This is a genomic window from Francisella salimarina, assembly GCF_007923265.1.
Taxonomy (GTDB): Bacteria; Pseudomonadota; Gammaproteobacteria; order Francisellales; family Francisellaceae; genus Francisella; species Francisella salimarina.
Map to the genome: position 1 here is coordinate 436,275 of NZ_VOJA01000001.1, position 22,531 is coordinate 458,805.

Consider the following 22,531-nt stretch of genomic DNA (forward strand, 5'->3'; position numbering starts at 1 on the left):
GCTACCTACCTTAATTTTTCAACTTTAGTTTCTGTAACACTATCTTTATAGTTTTCTTGTAATGACTTATCATCTTGTTTAATTATCTTTGAATCAGCATCTAATGCTTGTTGGATTTTTCCTTCCATCTCCATTCCGTAATCAAGAGATTTATCATAAATAAATTTAAGATTTGGAACTATTCTAAGATTTAGTGATTTAGCTATAGATGATCTAAAAAAGCCCTTTGACTTATCAAAAGCTTTAGATATATATTGAGCTTCCTGAGTGTCTAAGCAGGTATAGTATACCTTTGCATAAGATAAATCCTTAGAAAGCTCTATCTCTGTAATAGTTGCAGTAGCAAGCTTGGGATCTTTAATTTTTGTACGCAATAGTAAAGATATTACTTTTTGTAACTCACTCGCCACTCGTTGCACTCTACCTTCTGCAGCCATAACTATAACTCCTTAGCAACCTCAATAACTTCAAATACTTCTATCTGGTCACCTTCACGGACGTCATTATAGTTCTTGACACCGATACCGCACTCCATACCTTTTTTAACTTCATTAGCATCATCCTTAAATCTCTTAAGTGACTCAAGACTACCTTCATAAATAACCACGTTATCTCTCAAGACACGAATAGGATTTGTACGTTTAACAGTACCTTCAACTACCATACAACCAGCAATTGAGCCAAATTTAGAAGATCTATAGACTTCCCTAACTTCCGCAATACCAATAATTTGCTCTTTCATTTCTGGAGATAGAAGACCAGTCATTGCTTTTTTAACATCATCTATCAAATCATAGATAATATTATAATAACGAAGCTCTACACCATCTGTTTCAGCAAGCTTTTTCGCAGCACCATCAGCACGCACATTGAAACCAACAATCACAGCCATAGACGCAACTGCTAGTGTCACATCAGAAGAAGTAATAGCTCCAATTCCACTTGCGATAATATCAACCTTAACCTCATCTGTCGAAAGTTTAAGTAAAGACTCTCTAATTGCTTCAACTGAACCCTGCACATCACCTTTAAGAATAATTTTAAGAACTTGTTGTTCACCTTCTTTGCCCATATTGCTAAACATATTGGACAACTTAAGTGCTTGCTCTTGAGCTATTTTAGCTTCTTTCTGTCTTTGAGATCTTTGTGCTGCAAGCTCTTTAGCCTTCTTCTCATTATCAATAACGACTACATCATCACCAGCTGCTGGAACACCAGACAGACCAAGTATTTCTACAGGAGTAGCTGGACCTGCTGTTTTAATCTTCTTACCTAGATCATCATGCATAGCTCTGACTCTACCGTACTCAGTACCACACAAGATATTATCGCCTTGCTTAAGACTACCATTTTGAACCAGTACAGTCGCGACTGGACCACGCCCTTTCTCTAAGCGAGATTCAATAACAACACCTTCAGCCAAGCCCTCAGCAAACGCCTCTAATTCCAGAACTTCTGATTGTAATAATACAGCATCTAATAGTTCAGCAACACCCTCACCAGTTTTAGCGGAAACATTAGCAAACATAACATCTCCTCCCCAAGATTCTGGAATCACATTACGCTGAGCTAACTCACCAATAACCCTATCTGGATCAGCTTCTGGTTTATCAATCTTATTTACAGCTACAACAATTGGAACACCTGCTGCTTTAGCATGCTGAATAGCCTCTTCAGTTTGAGGCATAACCCCATCATCTGCGGCAACAACTAGAATCACAATATCTGTACTTTTAGCACCACGAGCACGCATTGATGTAAATGCCTCATGTCCCGGAGTATCTAAGAATGTAATCGATCCTTTACTCGTTTCAACAGAGTATGCACCAATATGCTGTGTTATACCACCTGCTTCTCCTGCTACAACCCTTGCTTTACGTATATAGTCCAACAATGAGGTCTTACCGTGATCCACATGACCCATAATAGTCACAACTGGTGCACGAGAAATCTTTTTATGCAAACTTCTATCAACTGTAGTAACGGCTTCTTCAAGAGCATTTTCATTATGTAATGTATACTTATGACCCATTTCTTCAACAATCAGAACAGCTGTCTCCTGATCTAATGACTGATTAATCGTAGCCATCACACCCATATTAAACAATACTTTAACAATTTCAGCACCTTTTACAGCCATTTTATTAGCTAAATCACTAACTGTAATACCTTCATGTATTTCAACTGTCTTCACTGTATTTTCAACAGGTTTTGTAAACTCTTGTTTTTTAACTTTAGGAGCTTTTAGTTTACCTTTTTTACTGCCGAACTCATCAAATGAATCCATATCACCTGCAAGCTGCGACAGTTGTCTTGGATTAGCCTTTTTGAAGCCTTTACCACCAGCTTTTTTAGCCTTTGATTTTCTCTCTTCCTCTTCCCTCTTGTACTTAGTATTACTATTAGCAGGTTCAGAGAAAACTTTCTTTGTAGCTTTTTTCTTAGCTTGTTTAGCAGCGGCAGACTTTTCATCGTCTTGAGACTTAGCTTCTTGTACCTTAACTTCAGGCATTGATGTGATTTTAAAGCCACTATCTTTGACAACAGGTTTTGAGACAGGTTTTTCCTGCTTTTGCTGTTCAGCATTAACATGTTGCTCTTGAGCATTCACACTATCAGCTACTTGATTTTCTTTACTATCAACTATTGGCTTAGACTCTTCAGTATTAGACTTCTCTACTTTTATATTAGGTTGTTCTTCTACCTTCTTTGCAACTCGTCTCTTTTTCTTAACTGATACATTTATCTTATGTTTACCATCAAGCTTAAGTGAAGTCACTTTCTTCCTAGCAACTGAATTCTTTGTACTATTAATCTTCTCTAAAAGAGTCTTCATCTCTTCTGGACTTAAAGTATCTTTTTCACTATTCTTTTCAATACCAAAAGATTTAAGCTGATTCAGCAAAGTGCTTACATCTTTATTTGTTTGTTGTGCCAACTGCCCAACTGTAATTTCTGCCATTTCCCTCTCCTTTGTACTATTTTGATTCGTACTTCCTATTCAAACCAAGGGGCTCTTGCTTGCATTATCAAATCTGTTGCTTGTTTTTCATCAATAGCAACAATATCAAGCAACTCATCTACAGATAGCTCTGCTAGATTTTCCATTGTTACTACATTATTTTGAGCTAACTTATTAGCCAGCTCCGAATCCATACCTTGCATATTAAGCAAGTCTTCAGCAGGCTTCTTACCACCCAACGCCTGAGATAATATTACAGCTTTTGCTCTCTCTTGAAGTTCATCTACTATCTCTTCATCAAAACCTTCAATCTCTAGCAACTCATCTCTATCAAGATACGCTAAATCTTCCAATGTTTCGATACCTTCTTCGATTAACACTAGTGCAAAGTCATGATCAATATCCAATGCATCCACAAACTTTTCAACTATCGTCATTTGTTTCTCTTCTTGCTCAGTATCAGATAAAACATTTATCTTCCAACCAATAAGAGCACTCGCCAATCTAACATTAACCCCATTCTTACCAATAGCTTTTGATAGGCTTTCTTGCTTAACTACGATATCCATTGAGCTAGTTTCTTCATCAACATTTACTTCCAAGATATCTTCAGAGTCAACTGGTGACAAAGAGTTGATTGCATATTGAACCATATCCTCATCCCATAGAATAACATCTACCTTTTCACCATTTAGCTCACTCATAATAGAGTGTATTCTAGATCCTCTAACACCAACACAAGCACCACATGGATCTATTCTCTGATCATTACTTTTAACTGTTACCTTTGATCTAAAACCTGGTTCACGAACAACATTTACTACGTTTATCAGCTCTTCTTCTACTTCAGGAACCTCAAGCTTAAACAATGCCTTAAGCATCATATTGCTAGCACGACTAAGCATGACTGTGCTTGGTTTGCCAAACTCATCAACCTCGACATTCTCAACACATGCTCTAATTTTATCACCAACACGGAATCTTTCTCTCGAAATCAAGTCTTTTTTAGGTAGGATACCTTCTGCGTTATTACCAAGATCGATAACAAGGATCTCATAGGTTGCTCTTTTAACCTCTCCGTAAACAATATCACCAATTTTACTTTGATAAAATTTAGCTGTTTTCTCTCTTTCAAAATTTTTGATTTTTTTCATTAAAATCTGTTTTGCCATAGTAGCAGCAATACGCCCATATTCTTTGACCTCGACAGACTCACGTATTACGTCACCAGCTTTAACATCATAGCCCTTTTCTTGTGCCACGTCTTCATAAAGCTCTTTTGAATAATCAATCAAATCCTCATCTTCAGAGACGATATGCCAAACTCGATCTGCCTTAAAATCTCCTGTAACTCTATCGATTTTAACTTCGATATTCATGTGCTCATCAAGCTCTTTTTTAGTTATAATAGCCAATGCTTCTTCCATAGCCTCGAACAAAAGATCTTTTGAAATATCTTTTTCATTTGCTACAGTCTCTAATACTAACAATAATTCTTTGCTCATACCTAATCCCTCTATCTAACTAAAATCTGGCGAAACTCTAAACTTCTTAAGCTCATCAAAATCAAAACTGACTTCTTTACCATCATCAAGCTTTAGAGTAACATCATTGCCTTCAACTCTCTCAAGCACACCTTTAAATTTTGTTTGAGACTCAACTGGTGTTAAAGTAACTGCCTTAACATTAAATCCTATCAAAGCTTGTGCTTGAATAATATTAAAAATTTGGCGATTCATACCCGGAGAAGATACTTCTAGAACATACTTATCTGAGATAGGATCTTCCACATCAAAAATTGCACTCACCTCTTTACTTACAACCTGACAGTCATCAACTGAAACACCATTCTCATGATCAATAAAGATACGTATTGTAAGCTTACCAGTACCTACAACCTCTATTCCCCATAAAATATAGCCTAAATCAGCTGTGATGGGTTCTACTATTTCATACAAATCATCTAGTAACATTTTCACCCCTTAGATTTTGCATACCCTCTAGATAGCAAAAAGGCCCTTGAAGGGCCTTTATAAAATAAAAACTTTTGGTAGCGGGGGCAGGATTTGAACCTACGACCTTCGGGTTATGAGCCCGACGAGCTACCAAGCTGCTCCACCCCGCGTCTATGAGAATATATAATAACAACATTTCAGTGGATGTCAAGCCTTATAATAATCTCTTTTTTTAAATACTAAACTCTCTTATAGCATCTATCATAACTTTTACATTGTCAGGGTCAATATCAGGATATATCCCATGACCTAAATTTACAATATAATTATTCAGCTTATCTAACTGGATAAACTCCATACTTTTCTTAACCGTACTTCTGATACTATCAGGTGTGCCATACAAGAATGCCGGATCAAAATTGCCTTGCAGAACCTTACCTACACCTATCCTATGGCGTGCTTGATCTAGAGTTACACTCCAATCAACACCAACCCCATCACATGACTTATCTTTAAACTCCTCAAAAAAGTTTGCCCCTCCTTTTGTGAAGAAAACTACAGGAACATTAGATTTCTGCTTCACATTTTTAGCAATATACTCCATATACTTTAATGAAAATTCTTTATATTGTTCTAAAGGTAGAATCCCTCCCCAAGTGTCAAAAATCATTAAAGAACTAGCACCGGCTTTGACTTGCTCAAGCAGGTAAATCACTGTTATATCCGCTAACCTTTGAAGAAGTGCGTGCATCAATTGAGGATTTGCATACATCATTTTTCTTAGTTTATTAAACTGTTTTGAGCCAGAGCCCTCAATCATATATGCAGCAAGTGTCCATGGACTTCCAGTAAAACCTATAAGAGGTACATTTATAGCAGCCTTCGTAGTTCTAACAGCATTGTAAACATATTCCAAATCACCAACACTATCTTCTGCTGACTTTAACCTATTTAAATCCTTTTCTGACTCAATAGGATCAGAAAATACAGGACCAACTCCCTTGATAAATTTCAGATCCATACCCATTGCTTCAGGAATAGTTAAAATATCTGAAAATACAATTGCAGCATCAAGATCATATCTTTCTAGCGGGTGTAGTGCCACCTCACAACAAGCATCTGCATTGCGACACATATCCATAAAGTTCTCAAACTTTGATCTTACTGCACGATATTCTGGTAAATATCTACCAGCTTGACGCATTATCCATATCGGTGGTTTTTCTAATTTCTCATGCTTAAAAGCATCCAAAAACAACTTTCTCATATTTAAAATATACCTTTAAATTTATTGTGAAGGACTATTTAAAAAACTTGTCCATTTTTCTGTAACCTATAGCTTCTTGGATTGCTAGTTTTTCAATTTTCTTGCATCCGCTTAAATCTGCTATTGTTCGAGCAACTTTGAGTATTTTATAGTACCCTCTGGCAGATAGTCCAAGCTTTTCTATAGCTAGCGTTAGCATTTTTTTACTTTCTTCATCAAGGTCACAAATCTCGTCTAACTCTTTACTTGTTAGCATTGAATTTATTTTACCTTGCCTAGTGATCTGGATATCTCTCGCCTTTTTAACTCGCTCCCTAATTATACTACTTTTTTCGCCTCTTAACTCTTGATTTGTTAGATCCTCTTTTGCTAGCTCAAGAACCTCAACCTGCAAATCAATTCTATCCAAAAGAGGTCCCGAAAGCTTACTTTGATATCTTCTAATTGATTGAATTGAATCTGAGCACTCTTTATACTGCGATCCTAAATACCCACACGGACAAGGATTCATAGCAGCTATCAATTGGAAATTCGCTGGATACTCTACCTGACACTTTGCTCTAGAAATATTTACAACTCCCGTCTCTAGAGGTTCTCTTAAAACCTCTAGAACCTTACGGTCAAACTCTGGCAACTCATCAAGGAATAACACGCCATTATGAGCTAAAGATATTTCACCAGGCATAGGGTTGCTACCACCTCCAACCAAAGAAACACCTGAAGAAGTATGATGAGGATGACGAAATGGTCTTTTATAAAAACTTTCTGCTATCCCTGATTCACCTTTAATTGAAGCAATCATCGCTGATGAAAGGGCTTCTTTCTTGTCTAATGGTGGCAAAATAGAATTAAGCCTACTAGCAAGCATAGTCTTACCAGTTCCCGGTGGACCAACTAAAAGAATATTATGACCACCTGCTGCTGCAATTTCCAAAGCGCGTCTAGCCTGATATTGTCCTTTGACATCTTCTAAATCAGAATACAGTCTCTCAAAGTCAATTTCTTGTAATTGTTCTACCAAAGCTTTATCTTCACCAGACAAAAAACCTACGATTTCTTTTAGAGTCTCAAAAGAGTAAGCACAAACATCTTCAACTAAAGCAATCTCTTTTTCATTATGAATAGGTATCACAAGTTTTTTGTTATTCGCAACACACTTAATAGCCATCGGTATCGCACTAGAAATTTTCCTAAGCTCACCACCTAGAGACAACTCTCCAGCAAACTCGAAATCTTCAACATTTCTAACAATATTTATTTGGCCTGATGCATATAAAATACCTAATGCTATAGGCAAATCAAATCTTCCACTACTCTTAGGTAAGTCTGCAGGGGCAAGATTAATTGTGATACGTTTATTTGGAAAATTAAATCCCGAGTTTATGATAGCACTTCTAACACGATCTTTGCTCTCTTTGACAGCTGCTTCTGGTAAGCCTACTATTGATAAGCCAGGCAGACCATTTGACAAATGAACTTCTATCGAGACAAGCGGTGCTTCAATACCCAATTGAGCTCGACTTTTTAGAATTGCTAAAGACATCTCACTCTTTCTCAGCTATTAATTTATCCAGCTTAGCTTCGATCTGCTCTAATTTTTGACGTGTTTTCAAAAGAATTTTTTTCTGTATTTCAAACTCTTCTCTACTCACCACATCAAGTTTTTTTAAACTTTTATTAATAATATTATCTTTCGAGTTTTTGATTACATCATTGATTGGACCTAAAATTTCTTTCATAGAAAAACAGCATTAAATTATCTTTACATAAAAGTATAAAAGTTATGACAAGAATAGGCAATAAACTATTGAAACTTAAATAACGTTAGTAACTTGAGTAAGAACACCAAGAAGAAGCATTGGCATAATACCTAAGAATAAAAGAACTAAACCATTGATACTTAGTGCTATAAGAGATGTCATTGGAGGCTTAACTGTCTCATTATTCTCTGGCTCATCAAAATACATAGTCCTAATAACTCTTACATAATAGAATGATGCCACAACAGCCATAAATAGCACAAAACATGCCAATACATAACTGCCATCATTAATTAAGCCCATAATAACAAATAATTTTGCTATGAAACCACCGAATGGAGGAATCCCCGCCATAGAGAACAAAACTATCAGCAGTATAAATGCTAACCAAGAGTCTTTTGTATTGAAACCTTTTAGATCTTTAAGATCTTGAACTTCATAACCGCCAACAGAGATTGTAGTTAATACCCCAAACGCGGCTAGAGTAGTAAAAACATAAACTATTACATAGAAACTAGCTGCTGTTAAGGCATAACCTTGCGGATTAAGCGTAGTAGCTAATAAAACAAAACCTATTTGTGATACTGTAGAATAACCCAAAAGTCTTTTAACGTTTGTTTGCGATAAAGCCACTAAACTACCAAAGAATATCGACAATATACCTATAACTCTGAATAAGTATATCCAAGAATCTTTAAGCGATGGAAAGCCTACAAATAAAATATTAACAAGCATAGCAAATGCTGCTACTTTTGGAATAGTCGCAACAATATTGGCAACGGCATTTGGCGCCCCCTGATAAACATCCGGCAACCACATATGAAATGGGAAAGCTCCTAACTTGAATAAGAAAGTTGCTATCATCATAACTAAACATACAAGTAAGAACTGCTGCTCTAAGCCTGTGAAATTTCCTTGTGAAAGTGCAGTTGCAATATCAGTAATATCAAGTTGACCTGTCATACCATATACAAATGACATACCAAATAACAATAAAGCTGAAGCAATAGCCCCTAATACGAAATATTTAATAGCAGCTTCAAGGCCTGTACTAGAATCTCTATAAATTGCTATTAGTGCATACATTGGTAATGACAATAACTCTAAACCAATATAGATTGTAACCAAACTATGTGCAGCTGTAAGAACCATCGCACCTAAGACACACAGCATCAAAAGTGTATAAAAATCACCATCTGATATTTTTCTATCTTTCACATACTCTCTTGAATATAGCGCCACGAATACTGCCAATACAAGTATCACTAACTGTAACGTATAAGCAAAACCACTGAATACAACTTGCCCCTCAAAAACAGAGCTACTATTTTGGATTAAGTATTCTTTAGCAAAAGTAGCAACAAGAGCAAGTAGCGTAAATACTTGAAAGAATATGTAGTTAATATTCCTAATTTTACCGTGTAAAAAAAGCCCAGAAAACATTACAACTATCACACCTAGTGCTAATAGTATTTCTGGCAATATATAAAGAATTGATAAACTCATAATCAAAACACCACCCTATAGAGATAAACCAACAATATTAGCCGAAGCAGCTTCTGAAAGATGCAGTATCGGCTCTGGATAAAAACCAAACAATAAAGTTGGTACCGCTAACAATATAAATACAAATAGCTCCATCTTATTCAAATCAGTCAGGTTCGCTACTTGCGTAGATACCACTTCTCCAAAAAACACCCTCTTATACATCCATAGAGTATAAATTGGCGCTATAACCAAAGTTAAACCAGCAATTAATGCTATTAATGGAGAGTACTGGAATACAGCCAACAAAATCATAAACTCGCCGACAAAGCCACTAGTGCCTGGTAAACCTACATTAGCCATACAGAAAAGTAAGAAAAACATTGCGAATATTGGCATAGTCTTAGCTACACCTGAGAAGTCTGATATTTCTCTTGTATGCATTCTTAAGTATAGATAACCAATACCAATAAACATGCCACCAGAAGAAAACGCATGAGCAATCATCTGAAATACAGCACCCTGTAGTGCTAATTGCGCATTAGTTGTACCAAGTACAGGATCGGCACTCTTAAGTATGAAAATAGAGAACAAACCTAATGTAACAAGACCCATATGCGAAATTGATGAATATGCTATCAGTCTTTTGACATCAGTCTGAGCAACTGCAACCACACCAACATAGACAATAGCTATCAAAGACATAATTATCAGTACGTACTCTAATGATGCTGTAACTTCAGGTAGCATTGGTATTGCGAATCTTAAGAAACCATAAGCACCTAGCTTAAGCATAAGTGCTGCAAGTATGACAGAACCTCCAGCTGGAGCCTCTGAGTGAGCATCTGGTAACCATGAATGGAACGGCCACATCGGAATTTTAACAGCAAAGGCTAAGAAGAAAGCACCAAATATTAACCATTGAGCAGTAAGTGTAAACTTAACAGAGTCTGCCAACCCATTTGACTGAGCAGCCCATGCAATAAAGTTTTGGATTGAATAGGTGTCTGCACTTACCAATAAGTCAGCTGGAGATGCCGCTACTCTTGTTTGAATATATAAAATCGCAGCTAGTAAAAATACCGAACCAAAGAAAGTATACATAAAATATTTAACAGCTGCATATGCTTTGTTCTTACCACCCCAAATACCTATACCTAAACAAGTTGGAATCAATAACGCTTCCCAAAAAACATAGTAAAGTATAGAGTCTGTTGCACAGAAAACACCATTTGTCAGACCACAAGTAATCAAAAATATCGCCATGTATTGTCTAACTTTTGTTTTGATAGAAGTCCAAGCTGCTAGAACAATAACTAAAGTAGCAAAACTTGTTAAAACAATAAATAAAACTGAAAACCCATCAACACCTAGACCATAATAAATATCATGCATGCCAAATACTTTGAACCATTTTGCTGATTCTTGGAACTGCATTGCAGAACTACTATAATCAAAAGATGCTACCAAAGGTATGCATAAAGCCAGAGTTAAACAGCTAAATACCAAAGCTACCCAACGTGCAGCATCACCATGCAACTCTTTTGTTCTTGTCGCTAATACAACAAAGCCACCAACTATTGGAAGCCAAATTATTAAACTTAATAAGTAATTACCTAAATTCATAATACTAGTTTACCCTCTACCTATACTGATATTAGCAAAATCATAAATAACAACACACCGACCATCATTACAAAAGCATAGTCAAACAGATACCCACGCTGAATTTTTCTAAAACTATCACCAGTATGATAGATTAGACTAGATGTGCCATGTACAATTGTTTTATCTATGATAAAGATATCTACTGCTTTCCATAGGAAAGTACTAATAGCCAAGAAGATATTAACAAATACAACATCATAAAGAGTATCAATAAAGTATTTCTTAACTAAAATATGATAAACAATACCAAACCCAGACTTAGCGTTTGCAAGCACTCTTGGTATAACTGGCAACCATATATACAAAATATAAGCCAAAGCCAAAGCACTAAAAGCTAACCAGAATGGTACCGTTGATATTGAATGTTTTATAAATGCTATAGAACTAGCTGTAGCAGGTTCACTAGCAAGATGAGCTGTAACAGACTCTCCACCTAGTCCTGCCTGAATATATGAAGTTATAGTATCACCAAATAAACCATGATTTTGCGATAAAACACTTGTGAAGAAATACTCGCCAACGAATACTGAAGGTATAGCCAATAATACCAATGGAATTAGTATACTAAACGGCGACTCTTTGATATGAGACTTCTCTTCTTCTGACATTCTCTCTTTACCATGGAATACCAAGAAAAACATTCTAAAAATATAGAAAGATGTCACAAATGCACATGCTAATACCATGTAGTACGCAAACTGGTGACCGTATACAGTCGTAGACTGCGCCGCTTCAATAATTAAATCCTTTGAAAAGAAACCTGAGAATGGCGGTAATGCTGCAAGTGCCCAAGCACCTATAAGCATACATAAATATGTAACAGGCATATACTTTCTTAAGCCACCCATTCTACGAATATCTTGCTCGTGATGCATCGCAACTATTACAGAACCAGCCGCCAAGAATAATAATGCTTTAAACATAGCATGCGTCATCAGATGGAACATCCCAATAGAAAATGCTCCTGCGCCCTGAGCTACCATCATATATCCAAGCTGAGAAAGTGTACAATATGCAATTACTCTTTTTATATCTGTCTGTACTATCGCAATTAAGCCCATAAACAAACATGTAATCGCACCAATAATAAGCACAAAACTTAGTGCAGCAGGTGATAGTACAAACATTGGAGAAAGTCTAGCAACCATAAATACACCAGCTGTAACCATTGTAGCAGCATGGATTAGTGCTGAAATTGGTGTCGGACCTTCCATTGAACCCTCTAACCATGAATGTAGCGGAAATTGAGCAGATTTACCCATAGCACCAATAAAAAGAAGCGAGCACATCAATGTAACAGGGCTGAAGCTCAAACCTAAGAAGTGAATAGTTTGAGTATTATCAATATTTGATAAAGCTGCAAATACCGTTGTATAGTCAACAGATCCAGTATATAAAATAACCGCCCCAATACCTAGCAAAAATCCTAAGTCACCAATCCTATTTACGATGAACGCTCTCAAGCTAGCAACGTTAGCCTTATCTCTATTAAAATAAAAGCCAATTAATAGGTATGAAAATAAACCAACACCTTCCCATCCAAAAAATAGCAATAAGAAGTTATTGCCCATAACTAGGCAGAGCATTGCAAAGGTAAATCCTGAAATATATGCAAAAAATCTTGCATAGCCTTCTTCACCTTTCATGTAACCAATAGAGTAAACATGTACTAATGTTGATACAAAAGTTACTATCAACATCATGTATACAGTTATTTTATTTACAGTAAAACCAACATCAAATGTAAACTTATCTGAAATCGGAGCCCACTGATAATAACTTACAGAATAAACTTCTGATCCAGCAAAAACACCATAGGCTAAAATTACACTAAGGACAAAAGAAAGACCACATAAAGAAATTGTAAAAAAGTTAACACCTGCATTCTTTACAGACTTGCCACCAAATCCAGCAATCAGAGCACCAAGCAATGGTGATAACACTATGACTGCTATTAGTACAGCTGCTACTTGAGTATTTATTATCATAGCTTGCTCTTAACCTCTTAGTGTATTGAGTTTACTTAAATCAATAGTTTTACGTTTCCTAAATATTGCCACAACAATTGCCAAACCAATTGCTGTCTCAGCTGCTGCCACAGCCATTATAAAGAAAACAAAAACGCCACCCATCGCTTGATGGTGCATATTAGCAAATATCAGAAAATTAGTATTAACTGCTAGAAGCATTAATTCTATAGACATTAAAAGTATAAGAATATTTCTTCTGTTAATAATTATGCCCGCAACACTTATTACGAATAGCAATGTACTAAAAATCAAACCATTCGTAACCGAAACTGAAATACTATTCATCTCTAGCGCCCTCTCTATTACTTGGTATCTTAACCATAGTTAGACGATCTTTTGCTCTAACTTTGACCTGCTGTGCAGGATTTACAGACTTGTTACCTTTACGCTTAGATCTCAATGTTAGTGTAATTGCTGCTGTCATTGCTGCTAATAAAATAAAATCAACCAACTCAAATACATATAGATTGCTATTATCAAACATAGTTAATCCTATAACCTTAAGTCCACCAACACCACCTTGCATAGAGTCTCCCGCGAATACTTTAGTAGCGGCATAGCTAATAACTGTAGCAAATACTGCACAAACTATAATAGCTGCAAAAGCATAGAAGAATCTCCCTACTCTACCTTGTTTCTCTACGTGTAGATCCAACATGAATACCACGAACAAAAACATTACTAGAACCGCACCTACGTATACGACTATCAACAATAATGCCAAGTATACTTGCTGAAAAATTATCCATACAGCTGCTGTAAAGATGAATGTAAAAATCATTGCTATTACAGAGTTTACTGGATTATTTGCCAAAACCAGCACTAAAGCAGAAATAATAGCCAGTGATGCAAATATGTAAAATAAAATATCTGTTACTACCATTTCTCTACCTAAAATCCTTATCTTGTAATCTATCAGCTGCTATCTGCGCTTCATATTTATCACCAATAGCTAAAAGCTTAGCCTTTGTCATAATATTTTCACCACGTTCTTCAAAGTGATACTCAAGAATATTAGTCTCAACAATAGAATCCACAGGGCATGATTCTTCACAATAACCACAAAAAATACACTTAAATAAATCTATTTCATAACTAGATGTTCTACGTGATCCATCCTCTCTCTCAGTAGAGTTGATTGTAATTGCTAATGCTGGACATACAACCTCACACAACTTACAAGCAATACATCTTTCTTCACCGTTCTCATAACGTCTTAAAGCATGCAACCCTCTAAACCTATTAGAGATAGGAGTTTTCTCATCAGGATATTGCACAGTAACCTTACGTGTAAAAAAGTGCTTACCTGTGACCTTCATCCCTTTTAGAAGTTCCCAAAGTAGAAAGGTTTTAAAAAAACTTGTTATATTTCTCATAATATTATCCTTTTTACCACCAAGGTCCTACACCAAACCTAACCATACAAGCCACTACTACAACCCAAACAAATGTTAAAGGTATAAATATCTTCCAGCCTAAGCGCATAATTTGGTCGTATCTATATCTAGGGAATGTCGCACGCACCCACAAGAACATAAACATAAATATACCCGTCTTAGCAAACAACCATACAACTCCTGGCACAAAGTTAAATATAGCTTCTAAAGGAGTAGCCTCAAATGGTGAACACCAACCTCCCAGAAACATGATTGAAGTTAAAATACTAATCAAAATCATATTTGCATACTCTGCTAAAAAGAATAGTGCAAATCTAGATCCTGTATACTCAATATGATGACCAGCAATAATTTCCGACTCACCCTCAACCACATCGAAAGGTGCCCTATTAGTCTCAGCAATACCTGCGATAAAGTACACTACGAATAATGGGAACAAAGGTATAAAGTACCAATGCCACAGACCTCCGGCTTGAGACTCAATAATGCCTGTTATGCCCATAGAGCCAGCCGCAATTACAACACCAACTATTGCAAATCCCATAGCTAATTCATAAGACACAACTTGAGCACCTGCTCTGAGGGCACCAAACAAAGAGTATTTACTATTGGATGCCCATCCTGCTATTACAATCCCATATACTGAGAAAGATGTCATTGCCAATATATATAACAATCCAAGATTCATATCGGACAACACTACACCTTTAGAAAAAGGAATAACTGCCCATGCCGCATAAGCAGGTGCAAATGCTAAAATTGGTGCTACAAAAAACAAATATCTATTTGAATTAGTCGGAACAACAATCTCTTTAAGAAAAAGTTTCAAAGCATCAAATATCGGTTGCAATAATCCAAATGACCCTACTCTATTTGGGCCCAATCTATCTTGCATATATCCTATAACTTTACGCTCAGCATAAGTATAGTAAGCAACCACAAGTATAAGAGGAATAACTATTAGCAATACATAAAGTACTGTCCATAATATATATGCTAGCATACTACTTTCCCTCCTTCACAAGCTTAATACTTACATTATCACCTGATAAAAATGGCTTATACAATGATCTTGGTATCATGATATTCTTAGCTTGTAAACTAGAGTCAACCGTAACCTCTGGAGTTATCTCATTGTCAATATCATAAACTTTTACAACACCAGACTCAGCATTCAAACCTATTTCATCTGCTAGTTCCTGTGATATTCTAACACCAGCGAAACGCTTGGCATCATAGGTTTTTTGTAAAGGTTCTGCTCTTCTAAGTAAGCTACTCGTACCATACATAGAATTTGATGCTACAAGTGCAATTTCTTTCTGATAATCTAAATTTGCATTAAGAATCTGAGCCACATGATTAACACCAACTCTAGCTCTATGAGCATAAGCGTCAGTAGTCACTTCTGATATAGAATCATATTCAAAACCATCTAACTCAAGTAAATTACCAATAACTCTCAAGACACGCCATAGCTCTTTATTATCAGCATATGGTTTTACTACTTGCTTGAACTCTTTAGTATTGCCAAATAAATCAACAAAACTTCCGCTTGTTTCATAGTGAGTCGCCACAGGCAAAATAATATCTGAAATATCTTTTGTAAACTTATCGGCAAACGCTGAGAAACTAACAGTTATATCAATACCTTCAAATGCTTCTCTCAATTTTTGCTCACCATACAAGCTATCCTTCGATAGCTCAGTATGAGCAGTAAATAAAAGCTTGGTGTTTGTTTGTCCATTTAGACACTTATACGTACTGAATTTAGATTTAGAAGAACTAAATATTCTCTCTGCAGCTACCGAGTTAACATCACTAGCTAAAACACCGCCTTTCACCCCAATAACTTTTTCTAATATTTCTAAAATACTAAATACTGTTTCAAAGCCACTACTATTAACGATATCTTGGCCAACTATAATTTTCGGATTTTCCGCTGCAACAATTCTATCGGCGGTCTCTCTAACCTCCGCTGCTGGATCAACCTTTCTTAGAATCACATCCAAGTCGCCGTATGGTAGATTTGCCCTTACAAAAATAGCTTTTAATAGTGATAGTGCAATATATTGAATATTATCAGCTGCCAACCTAACCTGTTTAACATCATAGTTAAAATCATAATCACAAACATTCCAAGCAACTACCTTGGCATTGTTTTTTTCTACAGCATCTTTAACCGCAATATTAACTAGTGGATACTCTTTTCTAATGTTTGACCCAAAAACCAAGATAAAATCACTTTCACGAATATCTTCTAACGAACAATTAAAGCCTTTACCAGCACTAATCCCTGGTATATCGGCATACTGCCTTACTCTACCATCAATGTTAGTAGATCCAACACTTGCCAATAGCTTTTTCATCAGATACATTTCTTCAGAAGTAGCAGACTCAGACACGATTGCCGATATTGCATCGACACCATCTTTTTCTTTAGTTTTTTCAATAGCTACTTTAACAAAGTCTAGCGCCTCTTCCCAAGACACTTCAACCCAACCACCAGATTTCTTGATCATTGGTTTTTCAATTCTTTCTGGACTATATAATCCTGTATATTCAAATCTATCTCTATCTGCTATCCACGTTCCAGTTATCTCATTCTCTCTAGGAACAGTTCTGACAATTCGATTTTGATAGATATGTGCGTTAATCTCTGTGACTAAAGCATCTCCTGAAGATACTGTAGGGAGCTGTTTTAGCTCCCATGCTCTAGCTTTAAACCTAAATGGCTTAGACGTCAACGCACCAACAGGACAAAGATCAATCACGTTTCCAGAGACTTCTGAATCGACCATATCTCCTGAAATATATGTGCTAATGGCAGAGTGATCTCCTCTACCCATCACACCCAATTCTTTAACTCCAGCTACTTCTTCACCAAAACGAACACAGCGCGTACATAAAATACATCTAGTCATATCCGTAGCGACCAAAGGACCCAACTCAGGATCCTCAACAGCTCTTTTTGATTCTAAATATTCAGAAGTCGTATTGCCGTATCCCATAGCAATATCTTGAAGTTCACACTCCCCACCCTGATCGCAGATTGGGCAATCTAATGGATGGTTTATCAGTAGAAATTCCATCACATCTTTTTGCATCTGCAAAGCTTTCTCAGAGCGAGTCTTGACCTTCATCCCATCCATAATTGGAGTAGCACATGCAGGGGAGGCACGTCTAGCACCCTCTACATCGACCAAACACATTCTACAGTTAGCAGCTACAGATAGCTTTTTATGATAGCAAAACCTAGGAATATAGATACCATTAGCATCTGCTACTTCTATTATTGACTGATTTGGCAAAGCTTCGTAGTTTTTACCATCAATCTCTACATTTATTTTTTTGGATTCTTTATTGTCTGACACTGAAATACCTCAATCAACTATTGATCCACTATACTCTTACCACCATTCTCAATCATATACACAAACTCATCTCTAAACTTATGTATATAACTTTGGACTGGCCATGCTGCAGCATCTCCAAGACCACAAATAGTGTTACCTTCTATGTTTGTTGCTACTCTCACTAAAGTATCAATATCTTCAGGCTTTCCTTCACCAGCAACAATCCTGTGTAGCGTACGAGCCAACCAGCCAGTACCTTCTCTACACGGTGTACACTGACCACATGACTCTTCATAATAAAAATCTGCTAGCCTAGCCAATGTCTTGACCATACAGGTCGTTTCATCCAAAACAACAACTGCACCGGATCCAAGCATCGAACCAGCCTCAGCAATGGATTCATAATCCATAGTAACATTAAGCATCTCTTCACCTGTAAGAATTTTAGAAGAGCTTCCGCCCGGTATCACAGCCTTTAGCTTATGTCCATTACGAACACCACCGCACATCTCTAAGACATCTTTGAATGGAGTGCCTAGACCTATTTCCATGACTTTTTGATGCTTAACATGACCAGAAATACAAAAAAGTTTAGTACCACCACTTTTTTCAGTCCCAAGACTTTTGAACCATTCTCCACCATGCTGTAAAATTGCTGGTGCAGACGCATAAGTCTCTGTGTTGTTTATATTTGTAGGTCTGCCATAAAGACCTTTGAATGCAGGAAATGGTGGCTTAAATCTTGGACGGCCTTTTTTGCCCTCCAAAGAATTAAGCAACGCCGTCTCTTCGCCACATATATAAGCTCCAGCACCAACTGCTGAGTATAAATCAAATGAAATGCCAGAAGACTTAATATTTGAACCTAGCAATCCTGCTTGATAAGCCTCTATCAAGGCATCCTCAAACCTTGCAATAGGCTCGTAAAATTCTCCTCGCGTATAGTTATAACCTGCAGTAGCGCCAACTACATATCCAGCAATTGCCATACCCTCTATTAACTGATGTGGATTATTACGCATTATTTCCCTATCCTTACAAGTCCCAGGCTCACCTTCATCAGAATTACATACAACATATTTCTGCCCCGGTGTATTGCGTGGCATAAAGCTCCACTTAAGACCAGTAGGAAAACCGGCACCACCACGACCTCTAAGACCTGATATCTTGAGCTCTTCAATAATTTGCTCAGGTGGGATCTTTTCTGTCAAAATCTTATTCCAATAAGAATACCCACCCACCGATAAGTAAGACTCTAAGCTGTACGGCTTATCTAGATGCAGGGTACGAAAACAAACTTCATTTGCCATATATAACTACTCCAACGAATCAATTATTTGATTCACTTTTTCTATAGTTAGATTTTCATAAAAAACTTTATCAACCTCAAGCATAGGTGAGCCACAACATGCTCCTTGACACTCTACTTCTTTCAGAGTTATACGACCATCTTTGGTAGTCTCTCCAGGCTTAATTCCAAGCTTTTTCTCAATATGCGTTAAAATATCATACGCACCATTTAACATGCACGAAACATTCGTACATAAATTCAATTTATGTCTACCCACAGGCTTTAGTTCATACATACAGTAAAATGTAGCGACTTCATAAACATCAACTTTACTAACTTGCAAGTATTCAGCAAGAGCAGTTTGCAAGTCATCAGTTAAATAGCCACCATTTTGGTCTTGTAAAATATGCAACCCTTCTAAAATTGCAGATCTACGCTGATCTGCCGGGAACTTACTCAAAACTCTATCTATATCTTCTTTCGCTTGTGGCGATATCAAATCTACTAAAGACATCTTTTTCCTCTATCTATCTACATCACCAAACACAACATCTATTGTAGAGATAATCGCTGGAGTATCTGCCAACATATGCCCTGACAACAATTCATCCATAGCACTTATGTGAGTAAATCCTGGCGCTTTCATCTTAAGCCTATAAGGCTTATTCGCTCCATCAGACTTAATATACACACCGAACTCGCCTTTAGGATGCTCAGTACCAACATAAACCTCTCCCTCGGGAGTGCAATAACCTTCAGAAAAAAGCTTAAAATGATGAATAAGCTCTTCCATATTATTTTTCATTGCATTTCTTTTCGGAGGCGCAACTTTGTGGTTATCTGAAAGAACTGATCCTGGATTAGCTCGCAACCAATCAACACATTGTTTGATTAACTTATTAGATTCACGCATCTCTGCCATTCTAACAAGATATCTATCATAACAATCACCATTAGCGCCAACAGGAATATCAAAATCAAGCTTGTCATATACTTCATAAGGCTGAGATTTTCTAAGATCCCAAACAACACCACTCCCCCTCAACATAGGTCCAGTGAAACCAAGCTCAACCGCTCTTTCTGCTGTAACAACACCAATATCAACAGTTCTTTGTTTCCAAAGCCTGTTATCTGTTAAAAGCGTGTCTATCTCATCTAGAGATTTATCAAAATCAACAACAAAAGAATCTAGAAAGTCCAACATACTACCTTGTCTGTTAGCATTGATTTTTTTGGTTTTTCTTTTGCTTGTAAATCTAGTTTGCTTATATTGTGGCATTTGTGTTGGTAAATCTCTAGCAACACCTCCTGGTCTAAAATACGCAGCATGCATACGAGCACCAGAAACAGCTTCATAACAGTCAAACAAGTCTTCTCTAACCCTAAAGGCATATAGAAATACTGTCATAGCACCCAAGTCGATACCACACGCAGCAACCCAAAGCAAATGGTTAAGAATTCTTGTCATCTCGGCGAACATTACACGGATATACTGAGCTCTTTCAGGAACTTCAAGTTCTAAAAGCTTCTCGATCGCCATTACGTAAGCATGCTCATTACACATCATCGAAACATAGTCTAACCTATCCATATAACCAATACTCTGATTATATGGCTTAAACTCAGCAAGCTTCTCTGTCCCTCTATGAAGTAAGCCAACATGCGGATCAGCTCTAACGACTGTCTCTCCATCTAGCTCTAAAATAAGTCTTAGAACACCATGCGCAGCAGGATGGACTGGACCAAAATTTAGTGTATAGTTTTTATACTCTGCCATTGTTACAAACCCATAATTTTATTGATTGCGAATCACTCTTGGTGCATTGACCCTATCATCGATCTCTACAGGTTCATAGACAACCTTACCAAGATTTTCATCATAACGCATCTCCACATAACCTGTTTGAGGAAAATCTTTTCTCAGAGGGTGGCCTACAAATCCATAATCAGTAAGGACCCTACGTAAGTCTGGATGATTATTAAAATAAATCCCAAACATATCATAAACCTCTCTCTCAGCCCAATTAGCTGAAGGCCACAGATCCTCAACCGAATCAACTATAATAATTTGAGCATCTCTCAGCTTACATTTCACACGAACTCGAACATTATTAGCCATACTTAGCAACTGATAAACAATCTCGAATCTGTTATTAACATCAGCGGTCTTAAAACCTTGCTGGCGCCCTCTCGAAAAACCTGTTTGAGAGACAACCTTACCTACCTGCCAGTCTGACTGACCATAAGTTAAATAATCAACTACCGTAATGTCAGTAAGTTGCTTAAAATGATACTCTTTCTTAAGTTTTTTTAGGACAAGATGTATATCACGCTGATCCTTTATAGAGACATTAATCTCTCCATAAGAAATACGACACTCAACACCAAAGCCGTTTAATATCTTTTCTACATTATTAAAATGATCTTGTAACTTAGCATTCACGATCACTTCCTCGCTATAGTGTCTTTTCTAATAATTTTATTCTGCAACTGTATAATCCCGTAAACTAAGGCTTCTGCAGTTGGAGGACAACCAGGAACATATATATCTACAGGAACAATCCTGTCACACCCTCTCACCACAGAGTAGGAATAGTGATAGTACCCTCCACCATTTGCACACGAACCCATAGAGATTACCCACTTAGGATCCGGCATCTGATCATACACTTGACGTAGTGCCGGAGCCATCTTATTACAAAGTGTACCAGCAACGATAAGGACATCCGACTGCCTAGGAGAAGGCCTAAAAACAATACCAAACCTATCCAAATCATACCTAGCAGCACCAGCATGCATCATCTCAACCGCACAGCAAGCCAACCCTGTAGTTACAGGCCACAACGAGCCCGTACGCACCCAATTTATAAGCGCGTCAGCACTTGCAGTTATAAAACCTTTATTTTCGTTACCTATTCCCACTCCAGAGCTCCTCTCTTCCAGGCATATATTAAACCTAAAAATAGTACCACTAAAAATATAATCATCGCAAAGAAAGCGTGATCTGAAATAGCTGGCATTCCAGCGCTAGCTCTCAAATTTATACCCCAAGGAATAATGAACGCTAACTCTAAATCAAACACTAAAAATAGTACCGCAATTAGATAAAAACGAACATCTAGCTTTTCCCTAGCGTCACCAAAAGTAGGAAAACCACACTCAAATGTTTCTCCTTTTGTTGCACTTGGGTTGTTAGCACCAACAATCATTGACAAAATCTTACCAATCATTGCAAATGCCACACCCAAACCAAAAGCTATTATGAGGAATATAAGTATAGGCGCAAATTGTGCGTAAATATTAGTATTCATAAGAAAGATTGATTTAAAATCACCAGTCTGACAATGATATCACAATTACATA

At 36.9% G+C, this 22,531-nt stretch carries 21 protein-coding genes and 1 tRNA gene; all 22 read right to left on the bottom strand.

From position 1 onward, the window contains the following. Positions 1-5: 5 nt before the first annotated feature. Positions 6-437: a 30S ribosome-binding factor RbfA gene (gene rbfA, locus FQ699_RS02075; RefSeq protein ID WP_146420911.1), complete on the bottom strand. Its 432-nt coding sequence runs from the start codon at positions 435-437 to the stop codon at positions 6-8. A gap of 2 nt (positions 438-439) precedes the next feature. Continuing rightward, positions 440-2,962 carry a translation initiation factor IF-2 gene (infB, locus tag FQ699_RS02080; protein ID WP_146420912.1) on the bottom strand — a complete coding sequence of 841 codons (2,523 nt, stop codon included), beginning with the start codon at positions 2,960-2,962 and terminating at the stop codon, positions 440-442. A 35-nt stretch (positions 2,963-2,997) separates the two neighbouring features. After that, on the bottom strand, positions 2,998-4,467 hold the full coding sequence (gene nusA / locus FQ699_RS02085) for a transcription termination factor NusA (protein WP_146420913.1): 1,470 nt from the start codon (positions 4,465-4,467) through the stop codon (positions 2,998-3,000). Between the two features lie 15 nt (positions 4,468-4,482). Beyond that, on the bottom strand, positions 4,483-4,935 hold the full coding sequence (gene rimP, locus FQ699_RS02090) for a ribosome maturation factor RimP (protein ID WP_013922318.1): 453 nt from the start codon (positions 4,933-4,935) through the stop codon (positions 4,483-4,485). 75 nt (positions 4,936-5,010) lie between these two features. Then, positions 5,011-5,087 (bottom strand) — tRNA-Met (locus FQ699_RS02095). 62 nt (positions 5,088-5,149) lie between these two features. Further along, positions 5,150-6,184: a uroporphyrinogen decarboxylase gene (gene hemE, locus FQ699_RS02100; RefSeq protein WP_146420914.1), complete on the bottom strand. Its 1,035-nt coding sequence runs from the start codon at positions 6,182-6,184 to the stop codon at positions 5,150-5,152. A gap of 34 nt (positions 6,185-6,218) precedes the next feature. Then, complete coding sequence (locus FQ699_RS02105) at positions 6,219-7,727, bottom strand: YifB family Mg chelatase-like AAA ATPase (protein ID WP_146420915.1); 1,509 nt, start codon at positions 7,725-7,727, stop codon at positions 6,219-6,221. Position 7,728: 1 nt separating this feature from the next. Then, the gene (locus FQ699_RS02110; protein WP_012280351.1) at positions 7,729-7,923 is read right to left on the bottom strand and encodes an accessory factor UbiK family protein; all 195 of its coding nucleotides are present in this window, start codon (positions 7,921-7,923) and stop codon (positions 7,729-7,731) included. Positions 7,924-7,998: 75 nt separating this feature from the next. Next, on the bottom strand, positions 7,999-9,450 hold the full coding sequence (locus FQ699_RS02115; protein ID WP_004286964.1) for an NADH-quinone oxidoreductase subunit N: 1,452 nt from the start codon (positions 9,448-9,450) through the stop codon (positions 7,999-8,001). 15 nt (positions 9,451-9,465) lie between these two features. Continuing rightward, entirely contained in the window at positions 9,466-11,055 is a 1,590-nt protein-coding gene (locus tag FQ699_RS02120) for a complex I subunit 4 family protein (protein WP_004286963.1), read from the bottom strand. Positions 11,056-11,075: 20 nt separating this feature from the next. Then, positions 11,076-13,085, bottom strand: coding sequence for an NADH-quinone oxidoreductase subunit L (gene nuoL / locus FQ699_RS02125; protein WP_146420916.1), 2,010 nt, complete (start codon positions 13,083-13,085; stop codon positions 11,076-11,078). Between the two features lie 9 nt (positions 13,086-13,094). Further along, a complete protein-coding gene (gene nuoK, locus FQ699_RS02130; RefSeq protein WP_004286961.1) occupies positions 13,095-13,412 on the bottom strand; it encodes an NADH-quinone oxidoreductase subunit NuoK in 318 nt (105 codons plus the stop codon). Continuing rightward, positions 13,405-14,010, bottom strand: a complete 606-nt coding sequence (locus FQ699_RS02135; protein ID WP_146420917.1) for an NADH-quinone oxidoreductase subunit J — start codon at positions 14,008-14,010, stop codon at positions 13,405-13,407. Before FQ699_RS02135 ends, nuoK begins: the two co-directional genes overlap by 8 nt. 4 nt (positions 14,011-14,014) lie before the next feature. After that, positions 14,015-14,503 carry an NADH-quinone oxidoreductase subunit NuoI gene (gene nuoI / locus FQ699_RS02140; protein ID WP_012280348.1) on the bottom strand — a complete coding sequence of 163 codons (489 nt, stop codon included), beginning with the start codon at positions 14,501-14,503 and terminating at the stop codon, positions 14,015-14,017. A 13-nt stretch (positions 14,504-14,516) separates the two neighbouring features. Further along, positions 14,517-15,527: an NADH-quinone oxidoreductase subunit NuoH gene (gene nuoH, locus FQ699_RS02145; protein WP_146420918.1), complete on the bottom strand. Its 1,011-nt coding sequence runs from the start codon at positions 15,525-15,527 to the stop codon at positions 14,517-14,519. Between the two features lies 1 nt (position 15,528). Then, the gene (nuoG, locus tag FQ699_RS02150) at positions 15,529-17,895 is read right to left on the bottom strand and encodes an NADH-quinone oxidoreductase subunit NuoG (protein ID WP_146420919.1); all 2,367 of its coding nucleotides are present in this window, start codon (positions 17,893-17,895) and stop codon (positions 15,529-15,531) included. Between the two features lie 17 nt (positions 17,896-17,912). Then, positions 17,913-19,187: an NADH-quinone oxidoreductase subunit NuoF gene (gene nuoF / locus FQ699_RS02155; protein ID WP_013922310.1), complete on the bottom strand. Its 1,275-nt coding sequence runs from the start codon at positions 19,185-19,187 to the stop codon at positions 17,913-17,915. Positions 19,188-19,193: 6 nt separating this feature from the next. Next, the gene (locus FQ699_RS02160) at positions 19,194-19,682 is read right to left on the bottom strand and encodes an NADH-quinone oxidoreductase subunit NuoE family protein (RefSeq protein ID WP_146420920.1); all 489 of its coding nucleotides are present in this window, start codon (positions 19,680-19,682) and stop codon (positions 19,194-19,196) included. Between the two features lie 9 nt (positions 19,683-19,691). Continuing rightward, positions 19,692-20,945 carry an NADH-quinone oxidoreductase subunit D gene (locus FQ699_RS02165; protein ID WP_146420921.1) on the bottom strand — a complete coding sequence of 418 codons (1,254 nt, stop codon included), beginning with the start codon at positions 20,943-20,945 and terminating at the stop codon, positions 19,692-19,694. Between the two features lie 18 nt (positions 20,946-20,963). Then, positions 20,964-21,611 (bottom strand): NADH-quinone oxidoreductase subunit C, encoded by a 648-nt coding sequence (locus FQ699_RS02170; RefSeq protein WP_179951649.1) that lies wholly within the window; start codon positions 21,609-21,611, stop codon positions 20,964-20,966. Between the two features lie 2 nt (positions 21,612-21,613). Then, on the bottom strand, positions 21,614-22,090 hold the full coding sequence (locus FQ699_RS02175) for a NuoB/complex I 20 kDa subunit family protein (protein WP_003017394.1): 477 nt from the start codon (positions 22,088-22,090) through the stop codon (positions 21,614-21,616). Further along, positions 22,081-22,479 carry an NADH-quinone oxidoreductase subunit A gene (gene ndhC, locus FQ699_RS02180; RefSeq protein WP_013922306.1) on the bottom strand — a complete coding sequence of 133 codons (399 nt, stop codon included), beginning with the start codon at positions 22,477-22,479 and terminating at the stop codon, positions 22,081-22,083. The genes FQ699_RS02175 and ndhC overlap by 10 nt, the downstream gene beginning before the upstream one ends. Positions 22,480-22,531: the final 52 nt, after the last annotated feature.